This is a genomic window from Nocardioides sp. W7 (assembly GCF_022919075.1).
Lineage (GTDB): Bacteria > Actinomycetota > Actinomycetes > Propionibacteriales > Nocardioidaceae > Nocardioides.
In genome coordinates this window covers 918,940-936,613 of sequence record NZ_CP095078.1, presented here as the reverse complement: position 1 = coordinate 936,613, position 17,674 = coordinate 918,940, and the positions used below count along the sequence as shown (strand labels likewise).

At 70.0% G+C, this 17,674-nt stretch carries 17 protein-coding genes and 1 tRNA gene; 13 read left to right on the top strand and 5 right to left on the bottom strand.

Annotated features, from left to right (window positions below; genetic code table 11):
• The first annotated feature begins 135 nt into the window (after positions 1 to 135).
• The 6 genes from MUB56_RS04545 to MUB56_RS04520 all read left to right on the top strand — a co-directional run bounded on the left by MUB56_RS04545 (position 136) and on the right by MUB56_RS04520 (position 5,446).
• Positions 136 to 759, top strand: a complete 624-nt coding sequence (locus tag MUB56_RS04545) for a hypothetical protein (protein ID WP_244930722.1) — start codon at positions 136 to 138, stop codon at positions 757 to 759.
• A 131-nt stretch (positions 760 to 890) separates the two neighbouring features.
• Entirely contained in the window at positions 891 to 1,442 is a 552-nt protein-coding gene (locus MUB56_RS04540) for a SigE family RNA polymerase sigma factor (RefSeq protein ID WP_244930721.1), read from the top strand.
• Entirely contained in the window at positions 1,435 to 2,226 is a 792-nt protein-coding gene (locus MUB56_RS04535; protein WP_244930720.1) for a hypothetical protein, read from the top strand. The genes MUB56_RS04540 and MUB56_RS04535 overlap by 8 nt, the downstream gene beginning before the upstream one ends.
• A 63-nt stretch (positions 2,227 to 2,289) precedes the next feature.
• Positions 2,290 to 3,429: a peptidoglycan-binding domain-containing protein gene (locus MUB56_RS04530; protein WP_244930719.1), complete on the top strand. Its 1,140-nt coding sequence runs from the start codon at positions 2,290 to 2,292 to the stop codon at positions 3,427 to 3,429.
• 134 nt (positions 3,430 to 3,563) lie between these two features.
• Positions 3,564 to 4,271 (top strand): ABC transporter ATP-binding protein, encoded by a 708-nt coding sequence (locus MUB56_RS04525; protein ID WP_244930718.1) that lies wholly within the window; start codon positions 3,564 to 3,566, stop codon positions 4,269 to 4,271.
• Positions 4,268 to 5,446, top strand: coding sequence for an ABC transporter permease (locus MUB56_RS04520; RefSeq protein ID WP_244930717.1), 1,179 nt, complete (start codon positions 4,268 to 4,270; stop codon positions 5,444 to 5,446). Before MUB56_RS04525 ends, MUB56_RS04520 begins: the two co-directional genes overlap by 4 nt.
• Positions 5,447 to 5,457: 11 nt before the next feature.
• Here MUB56_RS04520 and MUB56_RS04515 read toward each other — a convergent pair whose 3' ends face one another.
• The 4 genes from MUB56_RS04515 to MUB56_RS04500 form a co-directional block, all read right to left on the bottom strand.
• Positions 5,458 to 6,546: a hypothetical protein gene (locus tag MUB56_RS04515; protein ID WP_244930716.1), complete on the bottom strand. Its 1,089-nt coding sequence runs from the start codon at positions 6,544 to 6,546 to the stop codon at positions 5,458 to 5,460.
• A gap of 55 nt (positions 6,547 to 6,601) precedes the next feature.
• Positions 6,602 to 7,123, bottom strand: coding sequence for a sigma-70 family RNA polymerase sigma factor (locus tag MUB56_RS04510; RefSeq protein WP_244930715.1), 522 nt, complete (start codon positions 7,121 to 7,123; stop codon positions 6,602 to 6,604).
• 71 nt (positions 7,124 to 7,194) lie between these two features.
• Positions 7,195 to 7,689 carry a peptidase inhibitor family I36 protein gene (locus MUB56_RS04505; protein ID WP_244930714.1) on the bottom strand — a complete coding sequence of 165 codons (495 nt, stop codon included), beginning with the start codon at positions 7,687 to 7,689 and terminating at the stop codon, positions 7,195 to 7,197.
• A gap of 201 nt (positions 7,690 to 7,890) precedes the next feature.
• Positions 7,891 to 7,973 (bottom strand) — tRNA-Leu (locus MUB56_RS04500).
• 167 nt (positions 7,974 to 8,140) lie between these two features.
• Here MUB56_RS04500 and MUB56_RS04495 point away from each other — a divergent pair.
• Genes MUB56_RS04495 through pknB form a run of 7 tightly spaced genes read left to right on the top strand, consistent with a single transcriptional unit; the run spans position 8,141 to position 16,916 of the window.
• Positions 8,141 to 8,866 (top strand): DUF3662 and FHA domain-containing protein, encoded by a 726-nt coding sequence (locus MUB56_RS04495; protein ID WP_244930713.1) that lies wholly within the window; start codon positions 8,141 to 8,143, stop codon positions 8,864 to 8,866.
• On the top strand, positions 8,859 to 9,329 hold the full coding sequence (locus MUB56_RS04490; protein ID WP_244930712.1) for an FHA domain-containing protein: 471 nt from the start codon (positions 8,859 to 8,861) through the stop codon (positions 9,327 to 9,329). Before MUB56_RS04495 ends, MUB56_RS04490 begins: the two co-directional genes overlap by 8 nt.
• A 40-nt stretch (positions 9,330 to 9,369) precedes the next feature.
• Positions 9,370 to 10,665, top strand: coding sequence for a protein phosphatase 2C domain-containing protein (locus MUB56_RS04485; protein WP_244930711.1), 1,296 nt, complete (start codon positions 9,370 to 9,372; stop codon positions 10,663 to 10,665).
• Entirely contained in the window at positions 10,662 to 12,062 is a 1,401-nt protein-coding gene (locus MUB56_RS04480; protein WP_244930710.1) for an FtsW/RodA/SpoVE family cell cycle protein, read from the top strand. Before MUB56_RS04485 ends, MUB56_RS04480 begins: the two co-directional genes overlap by 4 nt.
• On the top strand, positions 12,059 to 13,531 hold the full coding sequence (locus MUB56_RS04475; RefSeq protein ID WP_244930709.1) for a penicillin-binding protein 2: 1,473 nt from the start codon (positions 12,059 to 12,061) through the stop codon (positions 13,529 to 13,531). The genes MUB56_RS04480 and MUB56_RS04475 overlap by 4 nt, the downstream gene beginning before the upstream one ends.
• The gene (locus MUB56_RS04470) at positions 13,528 to 15,060 is read left to right on the top strand and encodes a serine/threonine-protein kinase (protein ID WP_244930708.1); all 1,533 of its coding nucleotides are present in this window, start codon (positions 13,528 to 13,530) and stop codon (positions 15,058 to 15,060) included. The genes MUB56_RS04475 and MUB56_RS04470 overlap by 4 nt, the downstream gene beginning before the upstream one ends.
• Positions 15,057 to 16,916, top strand: coding sequence for a Stk1 family PASTA domain-containing Ser/Thr kinase (gene pknB, locus MUB56_RS04465; RefSeq protein WP_244930707.1), 1,860 nt, complete (start codon positions 15,057 to 15,059; stop codon positions 16,914 to 16,916). Before MUB56_RS04470 ends, pknB begins: the two co-directional genes overlap by 4 nt.
• Here the strand turns inward: pknB and MUB56_RS04460 are convergent.
• Positions 16,858 to 17,631 (bottom strand): DUF881 domain-containing protein, encoded by a 774-nt coding sequence (locus tag MUB56_RS04460; protein ID WP_244930706.1) that lies wholly within the window; start codon positions 17,629 to 17,631, stop codon positions 16,858 to 16,860. The genes pknB and MUB56_RS04460 overlap by 59 nt on opposite strands.
• Positions 17,632 to 17,674 lie beyond the last annotated feature (43 nt).

The following is a 17,674-nucleotide window of genomic DNA, read 5'->3' as shown; positions in this document are numbered from 1 at the left end:
CCTTGTCGCTGTGCCCAGCGGTGGGCCGCGCGACTGCGCCTGACCCTTCTTCGGGCGTCCGCGTAACGCCGCGCAGAGCGCTGAGCGTCATTACCAGTACCTGCTGGAGACCGGAACTCACGGAGGACGAGCACCATGACGACGACACCACCCACCATCGACCTTCGCCGGGGCGGGGTGCTGTTCGCTGCCTGTGTGCTGTCAATGGGGTTCCTGAGCGGCTGCGGAGGGTCGGACGACACCGCTCGGTCGCAGGTGGCGACCGCGCAGTCGGCCTCGCCGGGAGGCGATGCCTCGGCCTCGGAACAGACGGTTGCGCCTTCGCGATCGGTTCTCGAGACCTACATCGACGACATGCAGAAGTACGCGGACTGTCTGCGGAGCAACGGCTTGCCGGATCTGGCCGATCCGAACCAGTTCGGTCAGATCCTGGTCACCCAGGAGACCGCCCCGGACCCAGCAGTCGCCCACCAGGCGCAACTGGCGTGCGAGAAGCTCGCCATACCGATGCCCTCCGAAGTCAAGGCTCTGATCGACAATGCCGACGCGTCGGCGTTGACCGATGCCCAGAAGCATGTCTACGCCCAGTACGCGACCTGCATGCAGGACAACGGCGCCGCAGACTTCCCGGACCCGTTGCCCAATGGACTGCCCGGTGAGGCCCCCTGGGACCAGACGTCGGCGGGCGCCCAGCGCGCTTCGAGTTCGTGCGCATCGATCATCGGGGACCCGGTCGTGGAAGGGCCCGGTGTCGGCTAGCACCATGGCGTCAGCGTCACTCCGTTCCGCGCTTTTGAGGCCTAACGTAACGACAGGGCGGGGCCACCGCGTCTTTCCTAATGAAGGACCCGCGCAGTGGGAACGGCCGAGAGACAAAGAGGAGCGAGCAGGTGGTGCAGGACCACGAGAGTTTCCGGGCGTTCGCCGCCGCCCGATTGCCTGCTCTTCACCGGTCCGCGGTCTTTCTCGTTGGAGACCCATTTCTCGCGGAGGATCTGGTCCAAGAAGCGCTCACTCGCGTGTACCTGGCCTGGGGACGTCGCCCGATCCATGATCCGGTCGCTTACACGCACACCACCCTCACCCGTGTCTTTCTCTCCTCTCGACGCCGGCGCAGTTCGACCGAGTATCCGGTCGACACGGTCCCCGAAGTCGCGTACGACGACAGCGATATCGCCGCACGGCTCGATCTCCAGCGGGCCCTCGCAGGTCTCAACGACCTCGACCGTGCCATCGTCGTCATGCGCTACCTCGAGGACCGCAGTGCCGAGGACGTCGCAGCCGCCGTCGGCTGCACGCCGGGCAATGTCCGGGTTCGTGCGAGTCGGGCGCTGACGAAGCTCCGTGGAGTGACCACCAGGCACGGCGGCATCTCAGCGATCCCAACCCCCGTCAACGGGCATCGACAGTCAGACGAGCAAGCGGGGCGGGGTCATGACTGACCGCCGGGCCGAGCGGGACCAGGGTCACCCGTCAGCCGAGGAAGTGAGGCTGATCGACCTGCTCCACCGCGCGAGCTCGACCATGCCACCGAGTCCACGATCGGTGATCGACGTCAGCATCGAGGACGGCATCCGTCGTACCCGGCGTCAGCGCCTTCGTCATCTGGTCGCAGCGGCTGCCACGGCCGCGGTCATCGGGAGCGCGGCGACGCTCGCGACCACGAACATGGGTGACGCGCATGATGGAGGGACGCCGACTGCTGAAGACGTCGCGGACGAGTTCGGGGTGGAACCGGCCGGGATGGGGGAGAAACTCGTCGACCTTCTCGCCCAGTCCGTTCTCCCGGCGCACCCGGATGGCGTCCGGATCGACAGTGGCGCCTCGCCCCGGTGGGTTGCCCGCAGCGCCGCTGAGCTCCGCTATCCGACGAAGGAGATCGCACCGCACGTCTCGGACACGCGTGCTGGCGCCGTCAGCTACTGGAAGGGCGGCGAGCGCGTCGACGTCGCCGTGATCGTGCAGCGATTGCGCAACCCGAAGGCCGACCCGTCTGCGGTTCAGCAGGCCGTCGCCACTTCCGACTTCAGCGGGGCGTTCTCCAAGACCGCCTCGGGTCTGCTCTACCTCCAGGGCAAGGATGACAGCGCGGGACCCGGCAGCTCGGCCGCGGCCACGCTGATTGCCGACAGTGGCTGGATCGTTCGGGCCATGAGTCGCAACCCCAGCAGCGTGTCGGTGGATGTGCTTGCCCTCCTCGCACTGAATGAAGCGTGGTTGCCGTGACCGACGGTCGGCAGTCCCAGCCCATCACGCCGGGTTCGAGGGTCGGACTCGTGGGTTTCGGCCTTGGATGACCGTGGGCCGGCAGCCCGGAAGGCGCTCTACGGTGGCCTCGCGCTGTTGGTGTTGGGAGGCCTCCTCGGGAGTTGGTTCGTTTTCAGGGGCGGCGGAGCAGACGGGAGCAGTGCCCCTCCTCAGATCGGCCACCAGGTGGTCGAGGTCAAGCGCCAGACGCTGACCGTGGGCGCGAGCGTGAACGGGAAGATCGGCTACGGCACACCCACGGACCTCCCCATCAGGGCGAGCGGAACCGTCACATGGCTCCCACGCAGCGGTGTCAACATCGCGCGCGGTGGAGTGCTGATGCGCGTCGACGAGAAGCCCGTGGTCCTGATGTACGGGTCCACGCCTTCGTATCGTGCTCTCCACGACACCGCGACGGAGATCATCGATGACGCCAGGGAGCCCACAGGCGCCTTCGGTGGTGACCACGGGAGCTCCGAAGCGGCCGACCAACAGGCTCCACCGGTAGCCCCGCCCCCAGCACCCCTCGTCGGGTCCGATGTCGAGGAACTGGAGGAGAATCTCTCCGCACTGGGCTATCGCGGATTCGACGTCGACGAGGAGTTCACGTCCAACACCACCGAGGCGATCAGGGCCTGGCAGCGAGATCTGGGCGTGCCCCCCACAGGACGGGTCGAGCTGGGCGACGTCCTGGTCGTGCCCGGCCCCATTCGGCTCGTCACCGACCCGGCCGCCCTCGGCGGAGAGTCTCCGAGCACCGCGGTGCAGCAGACCTCGACCGAGAAGGTCATCACCGCCACCGCATCGTCCGAGTCGCTGGGATGGGCCGAGCCGGGTGCCAAGGTGAGGGTCACGCTTCCCAGTCAGCGCACGGTGGTCGCATCCGTCGATTCGGTGGTGACCGGCGACGAGGCAGAGTCGTCCGTCCGGTTGCGGTTCGCCCATCCCGAACGCGCTCCCACGTCCGGGACGGTGACCGTCTCCTACATCGCCCAGCGAGCCCGTCACGTGCTGACTGTTCCGGTCACGGCGCTGGTCGCGCTGGCCGAGGGCGGCTACGGCATTCAGCTCGCCGACTCCTCGGGCACCTTCGTGCCGGTCGTTCCAGGTCTCTACGCCGACGGCACGGTCGAGATCTCGGGCGACATCGAGCCCGGTGCCAAGATCCGAGTTCCCAGATGACCGGGGGAGGTCATCCGGCGCGGGCCTCGACACCTGCCCCCGGTACGGAGACGGGCCACGAGCCCGCTGTCGGACCGAGGGCCGCGTCGGCGCACCGAGGAGACCCGTGGCCGCCGTCCTCACGCTCAGGTCCGGTGGTGGAGTGCCTCGACGTCAGCCGGCACTATCCGGGCGACGTCCAGGCGTTGAGGGGTATCACCCTCACCGTCGGCGCCGGCGACTTCACCGCCATCGTCGGCCCGTCCGGCTCGGGCAAGACGACGCTGCTGCAGTTGATGGGCACCCTGGACCGCCCGACCGCCGGGACGGTCAGGATCGCCGGTACCGACGTGGCCACCCTGCGCGACCGAGCACTGTCCCGGATGCGTGCCCACACCATCGGATTCGTCTTCCAGCAGTTTCACCTGTCAGCGATGATGAGCGTGCGCGACAACGTGGCCGAGGGCCTCCTGTATGCGGGTGTGCGTCACCGAGAGCGCCAGCGGCGCGCCGTCGAGGCCCTCGACCGCCTCGGTTTGGGTCACCGTCTCACCCATCGTCCTCACATGCTCTCGGGAGGGGAGCGCCAACGTGTCGCGATCGCCCGTGCCATCGTCGGCAATCCCTCCTTGGTGCTGGCGGACGAGCCCACCGGGAACCTCGATACCGACAACGGTCGGATTGTCATCGAGATCCTGCGCGACCTCGCGGCTGAAGGCACGGCCGTCGTGGTGATCACCCACGATCACGAGGTCGCGGCGGCCATGGACCGGCGCATCTCCCTACGTGACGGGCTCCTCGATCAGGCCGACTCCACCCGGGGCGCCCACCACGCTACCGATGTCGACGGCGGCCGGCGATGACCACGCTGACTCTTGCCGACCATGCCCGTCTCGCATCCAGGGGACTGCGCGGGCACCCCCTGCGCTTCGCGCTCTCGGCACTCGGGATCGCCATCGGGGTCGCCTCGATGGTTGCCGTCGCCGGCATCACTCAGTCCAGCCGCGTCGAGCTCGACGACCTCCTGTCCCGGCTCGGTACCAATCTGCTGCGCGTGTACCCCACCCCCGATCTCCAGGGAACACCCACCAGGCTCCCCGAGACGGCGAGGGTGATGCTGGGCAACGTCGGCCCGATCACCCATGCCAGCGGCGTCGGCGAACTCACCGACGTCGGTGTCTACCGATCGCCGTTCGTGCCCGCCGGCAACACCAACAGCATCGTCGTCACCGCGGTCGACCCGACCCTGATCGGCACCCTTCACGGCACCGTTGCTCGCGGACACTGGTTCACCCAGGCCAATACCGCCTTCCCCACCGTCGTCCTCGGCAGCGCAGCCGCCGATCGGCTCGCAATCGACACGCCCGGTACGAGGGTGTGGATCGAGGACCAGTGGTGTGTCGTGGTCGGGATCCTCGACCCGCTTCTGCTCGCCGGCGAGCTTGACGGGGCAGCGATGCTGCCGGACCCAGCTGCGCGTGCCTTCTTCGGTTTCGACGGCAGCCACACCGGTGTCTACTTGCGTGCCGACGAGCACCAGGTCGTCAACGTGGCCCAGGTGGCCGCCGCCACCGCCTCCCCCCAGCATCCCGAGCAGGTCGGGGTGGACCGGCCGTCGGATGCCCTGAGCGCACAGCTCACCGCGGACCGAACCTTGAACCGGCTACTCATCGGTCTGGCCACCCTCGGGTTGGTGGTCGGCGGCATCGGAGTGAGCAACACGATGATCATCGCCGTCATCGAACGGCGCGCCGAGATCGGACTGCGCCGCGCCCTGGGGGCGACCCGCGGCAACATCGCTGCGCAGTTCCTCTCGGAATCCATGCTCATGTCCGCCACGGGCGGAGCGGTCGGCTGCCTGGTCGGATACCTGGTCACCGGCATCTATGCGAGCACTCAGCACTGGGGTTTCAGCTTGCCTCTATGGGTGGCCGCGGCAGCAATCGGTCTCACCGCTCTGGTCGGCACCGTCGCCGGACTTTATCCGGCCCGCAAGGCGAGCAGAGAATCTCCTACCGTCGCTCTTGCCACCGCTTGAGGATCGCCGCTCTACTCAGGTACGTCGGTTTCGGGGATGCGGGTTCGGCTCGTCACAGCAGCGAACTCGACCACGGCGGGCGCGTCGACATCACGCAGATCGGGCTGGGCAACAATGAGTACCGTCTCCTTACCGACGTACTTGCCAGTCGCCTCATCGAAAAGCAGAAGGTATTGGCGCTCGCGATCGGGATCGTCGATGACGAAGACCTCGACATTGCGGCCGATTCTGTCGCGACCCGCACCGGCGTACCTGATATCGGGGGCCTGAATGAACGCGCGGGTCAAGCCGGCTTCTAACTGCGGTCTGAGTAAGAAGGTCAGATTCAACATGCTCGCGCTCTCGAACAGGCAGTACGCCTCCATGCCGCCACAGTCCGCGTCCCTGCCGAGCAGGGCAGTTCTCAGCGCCGAGGGACGATGCGGGAGCCGCTCAGGGGAGTTGAGCGGATCCGTCGAGTCCAGGGGAAAGGTCTCATCGCTGGTGATCGGTCCGGGGCGGACGTCGTCCAGTTGCCCACTCACCTCCATCGGCTGCCCCCGCCGGACCCGTACCCGGGTCACTCTGCCCGGCAGCTGCAGGGTCTCGGTCTCGACAGGAACAACTCGTCGCTGTGCCGACACTCTGCCCGCGGCGTGACTCTCGTCTTCATCGACGTCCAACCACCAGCCCACGCGGGCGATGCGCTCGACGGCGCCGGAGCCAGGAACAGGTGGCTGGGCAGCGACCAGCCGTGCGATTCGTTCCAGATGAGGGTCGGCCTCGGTCCCCACCAGGGGGTAGCTGTCGGGCTCGAGACCATCGATCTGGAGCAGGGGGGGCGTCGACGCATGGGCGACCGCCGACGGTGCGTCACGCCATTCGACCACCACCCCGACAGCCAACAGGACCGCCGCTGCCAGCGCGATCGCGCGGGAAGACGAGCGCCCGCGTCGACCTTCAGGTGGTCGCTTCGCCCGTGGAGGCACCGTCGAGGTGATTCGAGCGAGTGCGTCCGCAGCGTTGCGGTCGGACGCTCGTTGCTGCTCGACGGTCAGGCTCAGGTCGCCACGGACCACCGCGCAATGCTCCCGAAGGAAGTCCTCCAGCTCCTGCTCCACCCGGTCGTGCTCCGGATCCGAGTTGCCGTCGTGTGGCTCTCGAGGGACGTCACGCTCAGCCATCCCCCCTCACCCCCTCGCCCGCCATCTTCGTCCGGAGTCGGTCCTTCGCCCGGCTCAACCGCATCGAAGCCGCCTTGGGCGTCACCTCCAGGATGGCGGCGATGTCACTGGTTCTGAAACCGGCCAGCATCAGATTGAGGGCCTGCCGGTCGTCGAAGCTCAGCTCGGCGATCAACGACCCGACCCGGTCGGGGAGGACTGCCTCGTACGTCGGATCGCCGATGTCACCGCGAATCAGTAGCTTCGCCTCCCCCAAGGCGGTGGTCAGCCTCCCCTCGGCGGCCTGCTTCCGCTCCGCGTTGCGGATGTGACCGATGGCAATCGAGTACACGAACGACCGCAGTTGTCGCTCAGCGATCTCGCTGGTCGGTGCGGCAACATCCTTCTGCCACAGCGTCAGCATGGTTTCGTTCGCCAGATCTTCAGCGAGATCGAACGGGAATCGCGCACGAATGAAGCGGGCTATCCCCGGGCGCATCTCGGCGTAGAAATCACTGAAGTACGAACTGTCCACCTGCGACGCCTCAGCCCTTCCTGCGCCCCCCAGCACCCAAGACCGACGCCGGAGCCACTGCAGCCGCAGGCCTAGCAGCCCCCGGCCAGTAACCTGACCTTCTTGGCTGTGTAGTACGAAGCGCTGAGCGACGCCGACTTCCGGCCCGCAACGTAACAAGAATTTGCCGCCGCTGTATTTGAAAACAACCGAGCCGCATTCGCTCGGTTGTTGAACACTGAATGCACGGTGCCCGAAATTGCGTACGTGACCGCTGAACCCGTGCGGTACGAGAACGACCCCTGGTAGTTGGTTTCGTCCCACATGCACCAGCGTCCGCTCAGGCACTGACTCAGTGACAGCGTGCCGGCATCGGCAGCAACGAACACGGTCCCGTCGGGGCGGTGGATCTCATTGCCCTGCACCCGACCCCTCGGATCACGCTCGAGCTCCTGTTCGAGTGCCTCTTCGGCGGTTGCGTCCCCCGGTTCGGTCGGGGTTGCGGAGGCCAGCCCCAGGGCTGTGGACATCGACAGGGCGACCAGCGCGGAGACAACTGCCGCGCAACACGGTGCAGAGAAGTTCATGCCCATTGATGTCGCAACCTGTGGCGAAGCCACATCCGAGTTGCGGGTGCGAGCATGAGCCGGATCACACCCTCGTCGAGGGACGGACCTCGGTCGTGCGCCGTGCCTGCGGCTCGGTAACGCCACAGGGCTCCTGACCGTGGTCAGGAGCCCTGTGCGATGTCTCGGCGAGCAGTCCGGGTTTCTCCGAACCGCTCCACGTGCGCGAGGGGGGATTTGAACCCCCACGCCCTTTCGGACACTGGCACCTGAAGCCAGCGCGTCTGCCGTTCCGCCACTCGCGCGTGAAGCGGCCCCAAGGTATCCCAGCCGCTCACTCAATCCCAAACCGGCGTGCGGCGGTCCGGCACCCGCTCTCGCCACCCCGTTACGATCGGTCGCAACCCGGCGCCAGGTCGGGCCGGTCGGCCTGCCGTGGGGGCAGGATGCAAGGACAAGAGGGGGAACGCGGATGGGCGGGCTCCAGAAGTTCGAGCAGCGTTTGGAGCAGATGATCTCCGGGGCATTCGCGCGCGCCTTCCGCTCGGCCGTGCAGCCGGTCGAGATCGCAGCGGCGCTGCAGCGCGAGTGCGACAACAACGCGCAGATCCTGTCGCGCGAGCGTCGGATGGTCCCCAACGACTTCCACGTGGAGCTGTCCGCGGTCGACCTGGAGCGGCTCGCGCCGTACGACAGCGCGATGGCCGACGAGCTGGTCGCCCAGGTGACCCTGCACGCCGAGACCCAGGGCTACGTCTTCCCCGGCCCGGTCGCGATCGCCTTCGAGTCCGCCGACGACCTGACCACCGGTCGGTTCCGGGTGCGCAGCCAGGCCCAGGCCAAGGTGACCGGCAGCTCGTCGTACACCCAGGTACGCCAGGCCCGCGCGATGCTGGAGATCAACGGAACCCAGCACCCGCTCCAGCCGCCCAGCCTGGTCGTGGGCCGCGGCAGCGAGGCCGACGTGCGGATCAACGACCCCGGCGTGAGCCGGCGGCACGTCGAGTTCGTGGTGCACACCCGCCACACCGACGGCCGCGAGGACGTCCAGGTCGAGGTGCACGACCTCGGCTCCACCAACGGGATGCTCGTGGACGGACAGAAGGTCAAGCGATCTCCCCTCGACGACGGCTCCACCGTGCGCATCGGCAACACCACGATGACCGTTCGGGTGGTCGAGGAGGACGGCCTTGTCTGAGCTGACCCTGCTGCTGGTCAGGATCGCCTACCTGGCGATCCTGTGGATCTTCGTGCTCTCCGCGATCTCCGTGATCCGCTCCGACATGTTCGGTGCGCGGGTTCCCGAGGCGGCGCGCGCCAAGGCCCCGCGCAAGGAGAAGACCGCGAAGGCCCCGTCGAAGCGGCGGGGCGCGCCGACCCACGTGCTGGTGGTCGAAGGATCGAGCGCCGGCGAGCGGGCCGACCTCGAGCACGCGCCGATCCTGATCGGACGCGGCACCGACGCGGCCATCCGCCTCGACGACGACTACGTCTCGACCCGGCACGCCCGGATCGCGGCCTCCGGGGACCAGTGGTTCGTCGAGGACCTCGGCTCGACCAACGGCACCTACATCGGCACCGTCCGGATCACCCAGCCCACCACGATCACCATCGGCACCCAGGTCCGGATCGGCAAGACCATCCTGGAGCTCCGCAAGTGACGCCGGACGTGCTGGCGCCCGGGACGCGGGACGCCCCCTGATGCTGCGCCTTCAGTACGCCGCCCTCTCCGACGTGGGTCGGGTTCGCCGCGACAACCAGGACTCCGGGTACGCCGGCCCCTGGCTGCTCACCGTCTGCGACGGCGTCGGCGGAGCGGCTCGCGGCGACGTCGCCTCGAGCACCGCGGTCCAGCAGCTGCGCAAGCTGGACGAGCAGCCCGGCGAGGACCTGCTGGGCGCGGTGGCCGGCGCCCTGCACCGGGCCCACGACCGGATCGCCGAGCTGGTCGACGAGGACCCGGCCCTCAACGGCACCAGCACCACCGCCACCGTGGCGCTCTTCGACGGGGCCCGCATCGGCCTCGGCCACGTCGGCGACAGCCGGGCGTACCTGCTGCGCGACGGCGAGCTGAGCCAGCTCACCACCGACCACACCTTCGTCCAGAGCCTGATCGACGAGGGCCGGATCACCGAAGCCGAGTCGCGGGTGCACCCGCACCGCAACATCATCCTCAAGGCGCTCGACGGCGTCCGCGAGGCCGAGCCCGACCTGTTCGTCCTCGAGCTCGTGGCCGGCGACCGCCTGCTGCTGTGCAGCGACGGCGCCAGCGGGGTCCTGGACGACCCCCGGCTCGCCGCGATCCTCGGCTCCGGCACGCCCGACTTCGCCGCGGTCGAGCTGGTCCGCGCCAGCCTCGAGGCCGGCAGCTCCGACAACGTCACCTGCATCGTGGCCGACGTCCTGGAGTCCGACGGCACGCCGGCCACCGACGGGGAGGGCCAGGCGCTGCAGCCGCAGCTGGTGGGCGCCGCCGCCGAGCTGCGGCGTCGTCCGACCCGCGGCCCTCGCGGCGGCACCCTGTTCCGGGGCAACCGGTCCGGCGACACCGGGGAGCTCGATCCGGTTCCGGGCCTGCCCGACGACCTCGACTACGGCATCCCCGCGGATCCGGTCGACCCCGAGGAGATCCGCTACGCACCGCGACCGCCTGCCCGGTTCCAGTGGCTCTCGCGGCTGCTGCTGACCCTCGCGCTCGTCGGCCTGCTGTGGATCGCCGTCGCGGCGGCCTGGTCCTGGACGCAGCAGCAGTACTACGTGGCCCAGGACGGCAACGAGGTGGTCATCTTCCGCGGGGTCAACGCCGACCTGCCGGGCATCTCCCTCTCGGAGCCGTACGAGACCACCAACGTCGACATCGACCGGCTCCCCGACACCTACCAGCAGCAGCTCGACGAGGGCATGGGCAACGGCTCGCTCGACGACGCGCGCAAGATCGTCGAGAACCTCGTCGAGCGGATGGACCCGGCGGAGGCGACCTCCGCGGTGTCGCCATGAGTACCAACACCACCGGACTGATGGGGTTCGTGCACCGCCGCCGGCGGGGCGCCGAGCTGTTCCTGCTCGTCCTCGCGCTCGCCGTCGGCGTCGGCGCGTACGCCGCCGTCGGGATCGGCGTGCAGGGCGAGGTGCCGGCCAACATGGTCGGCTACAGCAGCTGGCTGGCCGCGCTGACGATCGCCGCCCACCTCGTCGTCCGCTTCGTCGCGCCGTACGCCGACCCGGTGCTGCTGCCGATCGTGGCGGCGCTCAACGGCCTCGGCCTGGCCGTCATCCACCGGCTCGACCTGGCCAAGGGGCCCGACTCCGACGTCGCCCGCGCCCAGCTCACCTGGATGACCCTGGGCGTGATCCTGTTCGCGGTCACCCTGATCGTGCTGCGCGACCACCGCCGACTGACCCGCTTCACCTACACCAGCGGCCTGGCCGCCCTGGTCCTGCTGGTGCTGCCGATGGTGCCCGGCATCGGCAAGACCATCAACGGCGCCAAGATCTGGATCGGCATCGGCCCGTTCAGCTTCCAGCCCGGCGAGATCGCCAAGGTGCTGCTGGTGATCACCTTCGCCGGCTACCTGGTGCTGCACCGCGACGCGCTGGCGCTCGCCGGCCGCCGGGTGCTCTTCGTCGACCTGCCCCGCGGCCGCGACCTCGGGCCGATCCTGGCGATGTGGGGGGTCAGCCTGATGGTGCTGGTCGCCCAGCGCGACCTCGGCTCCAGCCTGCTCTTCTTCGGCCTGTTCCTGGTGATGCTCTACGTCTCGACCGAGCGGCCCGGCTGGCTGGTGGTCGGCGCGCTGCTGTTCGTCGCAGGCGCCGCGGCGGCGTACTCCTTCGCGGGCCACGTGCAGCGCCGCTTCGACATCTGGATCGACCCGTTCTCCTACTACGGCGAGGGCACCAGCGACCAGAGCCGTCAGCTGGTCGAGTCGATGTTCGGCATGGCCTGGGGCGGCCTGCTCGGCCGCGGCTTCGGCGAGGGCAGCCCGTGGCGGATCTCGTACGCCAACTCCGACTTCATCATGGGCGCGATCGGCGAGGAGCTGGGGCTCACCGGCGTGCTCGCCGTGCTGGTCCTCTACGGGCTGATCGTCGAGCGCGGCCTGCGCGCGGCGCTGATCTCGCGCGACGGCTTCGGGAAGCTGCTCGCGACCGGCCTGGCCAGTGTCTTCGCGCTCCAGGTCTTCGTGGTGATCGGCGGCGTCACCCGGCTGATCCCGCTGACCGGCCTGACCACCCCGTTCCTGTCGGCCGGCGGCTCCTCGCTGATCGCGAACTGGGTGATCATCGCCCTGCTCCTGCGGATCTCCGACCTGGCCCGCCGCCCCCTTCCCGACCTCTCCGCCGACGACGAGGACTCCGACTCCGAGGCGACACAGGTGGTCCGACTCCCATGAACAAGCCGATCCGCACCATCTCGATCTTCTGCCTGCTGCTCTTCGTGGCGCTGATGGCGAATGCGACGTACCTGCAGTACTTCCGCAGCGAGGCGCTCAACGACCGCGCCGACAACCGCCGGGTCTTCGACGCCGCCTACGCCCGCGAGCGCGGCTCGATCATCGTCGGCCGCGAGGCGATCGCCGAGAGCGTCTCCGTCGACGACCAGTACGAGTTCCAGCGCGTCTACAAGAAGCCGTTCAAGTACGCCCCCCTCACCGGCTTCTTCGCCTACGCGTACGGCGCCAGCCAGCTCGAGCGCACCCAGAACGACGTGCTGTCCGGCAACGACGACCGGCTCTTCGTGACCCGGCTCGTCGACCTGCTCAGCAACCAGGGCACCAAGGGGGGCAACATCAGGCTGACCATCGACCCGGCCGCCCAGGACGCCGCGTCGGCGGAGCTGGCGAAGGTGCCCGGCGACGTCCGCGGCTCGGTCGTGGCCCTGGAGCCCAAGACCGGCAAGATCCTGGCCATGGTGACGTCGCCGACCTTCGACCCGAACGAGCTCGCCTCGCACGACAAGGCGGCGGTGGACGAGGCCTGGAAGCGGCTCAACGCCGACGAGGGAGACCCGATGCTCAACCGGGGCACCCAGAAGACCCTGCCGCCCGGGTCGACGTTCAAGCTGGTCACCGCGGCCGCCGCGATCGAGGACGGGCTGGCCGGGGCCGCCGACGACAGCGTGCCCGGCGGCACCTCCTTCCAGCTGCCCCAGACCAGCGGCGACTCGGGCCTGATCGACAACGAGGGCCGCCCCTGCGGCTCCGACCAGATCCCGTTCACCCAGGCCATGGGGAACTCGTGCAACACCACCTTCGCCCAGCTGGCGATCCAGGTCGGTGACGAGAAGATGCGTGAGCAGGCCGAGGCGTTCGGCTTCAACCAGGACTACCTCGAGGACCTGCGCCCGCAGGCCATCTCGACGTACCCCCGCGACGCCAACGAGCCGCAGACCGGCCAGGCCGGCATCGGCCAGTTCGAGGTCCGCTCCACCCCCCTGCAGATGGCGATGGTGGCGGCCGGGATCGCCAACAACGGCGTGGTCATGCGTCCCTACGTCGTCGACGAGGTGCAGTCGGCCGACCTCGACGTCGTGGAGACCACGCAGCCCGAGGAGTTCTCGCAGGCGGTCGAGCCGTCCACGGCGAAGGTGCTGACCGACCTGATGACCTACACCGTCAACGACGGCACCGCGAGCCCGGCGGCCATCCCCGGCATCCAGGTCGCGGGCAAGACCGGCACGGCACAGAGCGGCCAGGACGACGTCCCGCCGTATGCCTGGTTCGTGTCGTTCGCACCGGCCGACGACCCCGAGGTGGCAGTGGCGGTGATGATCGAGAGTGCCGACATCCCGCGCGGCGAGATCGGCGGCGGGTCGATCGGCGGACCGATCGCGAAGGCGGTCATGGAAGCGGTGATCAAGTGACGACCGGGACCCCCGAGACGTACGCCGACGACGCGCGGCGCTACCTGCTGCGCAGCCGGATCGCGACCGGCGGCATGGGCGAGGTGTGGCGCGCGTCCGACACCACGCTGGGCCGCGAGGTGGCGGTCAAGCTCCTCAAGACCGAGTACGCCGACGACCCGGCGTTCCGGGCCCGGTTCGAGACCGAGGCCCAGCACGCGGCGGCCCTGCACCACCCGAACATCGCGTCGGTCTACGACTTCGGCGAGGCCGAGGCGGCCGACGGCTCCGGCGTACCCCGCCCGTTCCTGGTCATGGAGCTCGTCGACGGCCAGCCGCTCTCGGCGCTGCTGCGCGCCGGCTCCGGCCTGGATCCCGTGCCGACCCGGGAGCTGCTCGCCCAGGCCGCCGACGCGCTCGGGGTCGCGCACGCCGCCGGCATCGTGCACCGCGACGTGAAGCCCGCCAACCTGCTGGTCACCCCGTCCCGCCAGCTGAAGATCACCGACTTCGGGATCGCCCGCGCCACCGAGGGCCTGGGCATCACCCAGACCGGTCAGGTGATGGGCACCCCGCAGTACCTCTCCCCCGAGCAGGCCCGCGGCGAGACCGCGACCCCGGCCTCGGACGTCTACGCGCTGGGCGTCGTGGCCTTCGAGTGCCTGGCGGGCCACCGGCCCTTCGACAAGGAGTCGCCGGTCGCGACGGCGCTCGCGCACCTGCACGACCCGGTGCCGGACCTGCCCCCCGAGGTGCCCGCCGACCTGGCGCACGTCGTACTGCGCGCGCTGTCGAAGGACCCCGCCGAGCGGTACGCCGACGGCGCGGCGCTCGCCGCCGCGCTGCGCGACCCGGCCACCGACGCCGCGACCCAGGTCGTGCCCCCGGTCACCTCGCCCCCGACGGAGCGCACCCAGGTGCTCGGGGCACCGGCCCCCGCGCCGGTGCCGCCGCCGACCACCTCGACGCCGGCGGTCGAGCCGGAGTCGAAGGACGGTCGCCGGAACCGCTGGCTGATCGTGCTGCTGCTGGTGCTGCTCGGCGTGGTCGCGGTGACCGCGGCGGTGCTGGCCACCCGCGGCGACGACGAGCCGGACAGCCCGCCCAGCGACGCGGAGGTCGTGCGGGTCCGGGAGAGCGACTTCGTCGGCCGCCCGGTCGGCGAGGTCGCCGACGAGCTCGCCGACCTGGAGCTGCGGGTGAGCACCACCGAGGTGGCCAACCCGGGCGACCGGATCGAGGGCAACGTCTCGTCCGTCGACCCGTCCGGCAACCTCGCCGAGGGCGACTCGGTGGAGGTGTCCTACTGGGGGCCGGTCCCCGAGGAGGAGCCGAGCCCGACCCCGTCCGAGACGCCGAGCGAGCGGCCGACACCGACTCCGACTCCGACTCCGACGAAGGAACCGAGCAAGACTCCGTCGCCGAGCCCGACCAAGGAGCCGACGCCGTCGGAGACCCCTGAGCCGAGCATCTCCGAGCCGGCGCCGAGCGAGAGCACCCCCGCCGCCGACCAGATCCCCCCGACCGACCGGGAGGTCGCACCCCGATGAGCAGCCCACAGCCGACGACGGTCGGCGGACGCTACGAGCTCGGCGAGCTCCTGGGCCGAGGCGGCATGGCCGAGGTCCGCAAGGGCATCGACACCCGGCTGGGCCGGGTCGTCGCCGTGAAGCGGCTGCGCACCGACCTGGCCAGCGACGCCACCTTCCAGGCGCGGTTCCGCCGGGAGGCGCAGTCGTCCGCGTCGCTGAACCACCCCTCGATCGTCGCCGTGTACGACACCGGCGAGGAGACCGCCACCGACGGATCGGGCGTCGCCCAGCCCTACATCGTCATGGAGTACGTCGCCGGCCGCACGCTGCGCGACGTTCTGCGGGAGGGCCGCAAGATCCTGCCCGAGCGGGCCCTGGAGATCACCAGCGGCGTGCTGGCCGCCCTCGACTACAGCCACCGCGCCGGGATCATCCACCGCGACATCAAGCCCGGCAACGTGATGCTCACGCCGAGCGGCGACGTGAAGGTGATGGACTTCGGCATCGCGCGCGCGATCAGCGACGCGGCCAACACGATGACCCAGACGGCCGCCGTGGTGGGCACCGCCCAGTACCTCTCCCCCGAGCAGGCGCGCGGCGAGACCGTCGACTCCCGCTCGGACGTCTACTCCGCCGGCTGCCTGCTCTACGAGCTGCTGACCGGGCGGCCGCCGTTCGTGGGCGACAGCCCGGTCGCGGTCGCCTACCAGCACGTCCGCGAGCAGGCGCTCCCGCCGTCCGACCACGACACCTCGCTCCCGCCCGAGATCGACGCGATCGTGATGAAGGCGCTGACCAAGCGCCTGGAGGACCGCTACCAGTCGGCCGCCGCGATGCGCAGCGACATCGAGCGCTACCTCGCGGGCCGGCCGGTCCACGCGACCGTGCCCCCGCCCGCCCCGGCGACCACGGCCACCACCGTCGTCCCGGCGGTCACCGATCCGACCGCCACCAGCGCGGCGCTTCCCGAGGCGGAGAGCAGCAACGGCCCCCGCACCGGTCTGCTGGTCTTCCTGAGCCTGTTGGTGATCGCGCTGATCGTCGGCGGGGTGCTGCTGTGGCCCAAGCTCTTCCCGCCCCCGGTCGAGCAGGACGAGGTGCCCGACCTCGGCGGGAAGACCGAGCGCGCCGCCCGGGCCGCCATCGGCGACGCCGGGCTCGCGGTCGGCTCCATCGCCCGCGAGGCCAGCGCCGAGATCCCCGCCAACCGGGTCATCCCGGGCTCGCAGGACCCGACCGCCGGCCTCTTCGTCGACCCCGGCACCGCCGTCAGCTTCACCATCTCCACCGGCCAGCCCCAGGTCACGATCCCGGTCGACCTGGTCGGCCGGAACCGCACCGAGGTCGTGCAGCAGCTGCAGGCGCTCGGCCTGGTCGCCGACCCGAAGGAGGAGAAGTCCGACGAGGACCGGGACGCGGTGACCCGGACCGAGCCGCCGCCGGGCACCCCGGTGACGACCGGGTCGACGGTCACCGTCTTCTTCTCCGACGGTCGCGAGACGCTCCCCGACCTGGTCGGGCGCACCCGCGAGGAGGCCGAGCAGATCATCAAGGACCTCGGTTTCGTGCCCCGGATCTTCGAGGAGGACGACACCACGGCGCCCGCCGGCGAGGTGATCCTCCAGGAGCCCGAGCCCGGCAAGGAGTACGACGACCAGACGATCGTCTATCTCACCGTCTCGACCTTCGTCGAGCCCCCGCCGGTCCCGACGCCCACGGCCCCGACCGTGCCGACGGACCCGGCCACCGAGCTGCCGCCGACCGACCCGGCCACCGAGCTGCCGGGGGTCGAGGGCGAGCGGTCGACCGGTCCGGTCACTCCAGCGGGACGGCGTACGACAGGTCGAGCAGGCCGTCGAACGCCGGCGCGGTGAGGTCGTCCTCGAGCTCCAGCTCCCAGCCGATGGCGATCTCGGGGTCCTCGGCCTGCTGGCGGTAGGTCTGCAGGTTCTCGTCGTCGGCGACCGCCGTGAGCAGGTCGCCCTGGTCGCCCACGGCGGAGATGACGTACGGCGGTGAGTACGGCTGGCCCTGCAGGGTGACGGAGTTGCCGATGCACTTGATGCCGGTCGTGGAGACGATCCGCTTGCCCTGCACGGTGACGGCCTCCGCCCCGCCGCGCCACAGTGCGTTGACGACGGCCTGGATGTCCTGCTGGTGGACGACGTAGTCGCTGAGCCGGACCCCGGACTCGGTGGCCGCCTCGAGCAGCTCGGCGGGTGAGTCGGTGAGGGTGACGGTCACCCCCTCCCCGGAGCGCTCGACCAGGCCCGCGGGGTCCTCGACGCGCTCGATCTGCCGGCGGTAGCGGTTCACGGTGCGGTCGTTGACCGACCCCGACAGCGCGGTCACCTCGTCGGTGAGGTCGGCGACCCGGTCCTCGAGGCGCTCGTACTGGTCGGACTCGGTGCGGACCAGGTCGGCGAGGTCGGTGTAGCGGCCCGGTCGCAGGTCGGTGCCCTCACTGTTCTGGTAGCTGACCACGAACAGTCCCCCGCAGACGAGGACCACCGCGGGCGTGCCGAGCGCCCACGGGCGCAGCACTCGGCGCCAGCGGGAGGGACCCGCATGCGGGTGCTCGGACGTCACGACGACTAAGGTAGCCCGCGACCCGTGGGCGGACGTCCCGGGC

What these genes read in the sequence shown, in the direction of transcription:
- MUB56_RS04545 (WP_244930722.1), top strand. Translation starts at nt 136, where the DNA reads ATGACGACGACACCACCCACCATCGACCTTCGCCGGGGCGGGGTGCTG.
- MUB56_RS04535 (WP_244930720.1), top strand. Translation starts at nt 1,435, where the DNA reads ATGACTGACCGCCGGGCCGAGCGGGACCAGGGTCACCCGTCAGCCGAG.
- MUB56_RS04520 (WP_244930717.1), top strand. Translation starts at nt 4,268, where the DNA reads ATGACCACGCTGACTCTTGCCGACCATGCCCGTCTCGCATCCAGGGGA.
- MUB56_RS04505 (WP_244930714.1), bottom strand. Translation starts at nt 7,689, where the DNA reads ATGAACTTCTCTGCACCGTGTTGCGCGGCAGTTGTCTCCGCGCTGGTC.
- MUB56_RS04495 (WP_244930713.1), top strand. Translation starts at nt 8,141, where the DNA reads ATGGGCGGGCTCCAGAAGTTCGAGCAGCGTTTGGAGCAGATGATCTCC.
- MUB56_RS04485 (WP_244930711.1), top strand. Translation starts at nt 9,370, where the DNA reads ATGCTGCGCCTTCAGTACGCCGCCCTCTCCGACGTGGGTCGGGTTCGC.
- MUB56_RS04480 (WP_244930710.1), top strand. Translation starts at nt 10,662, where the DNA reads ATGAGTACCAACACCACCGGACTGATGGGGTTCGTGCACCGCCGCCGG.
- MUB56_RS04475 (WP_244930709.1), top strand. Translation starts at nt 12,059, where the DNA reads ATGAACAAGCCGATCCGCACCATCTCGATCTTCTGCCTGCTGCTCTTC.
- pknB (WP_244930707.1), top strand. Translation starts at nt 15,057, where the DNA reads ATGAGCAGCCCACAGCCGACGACGGTCGGCGGACGCTACGAGCTCGGC.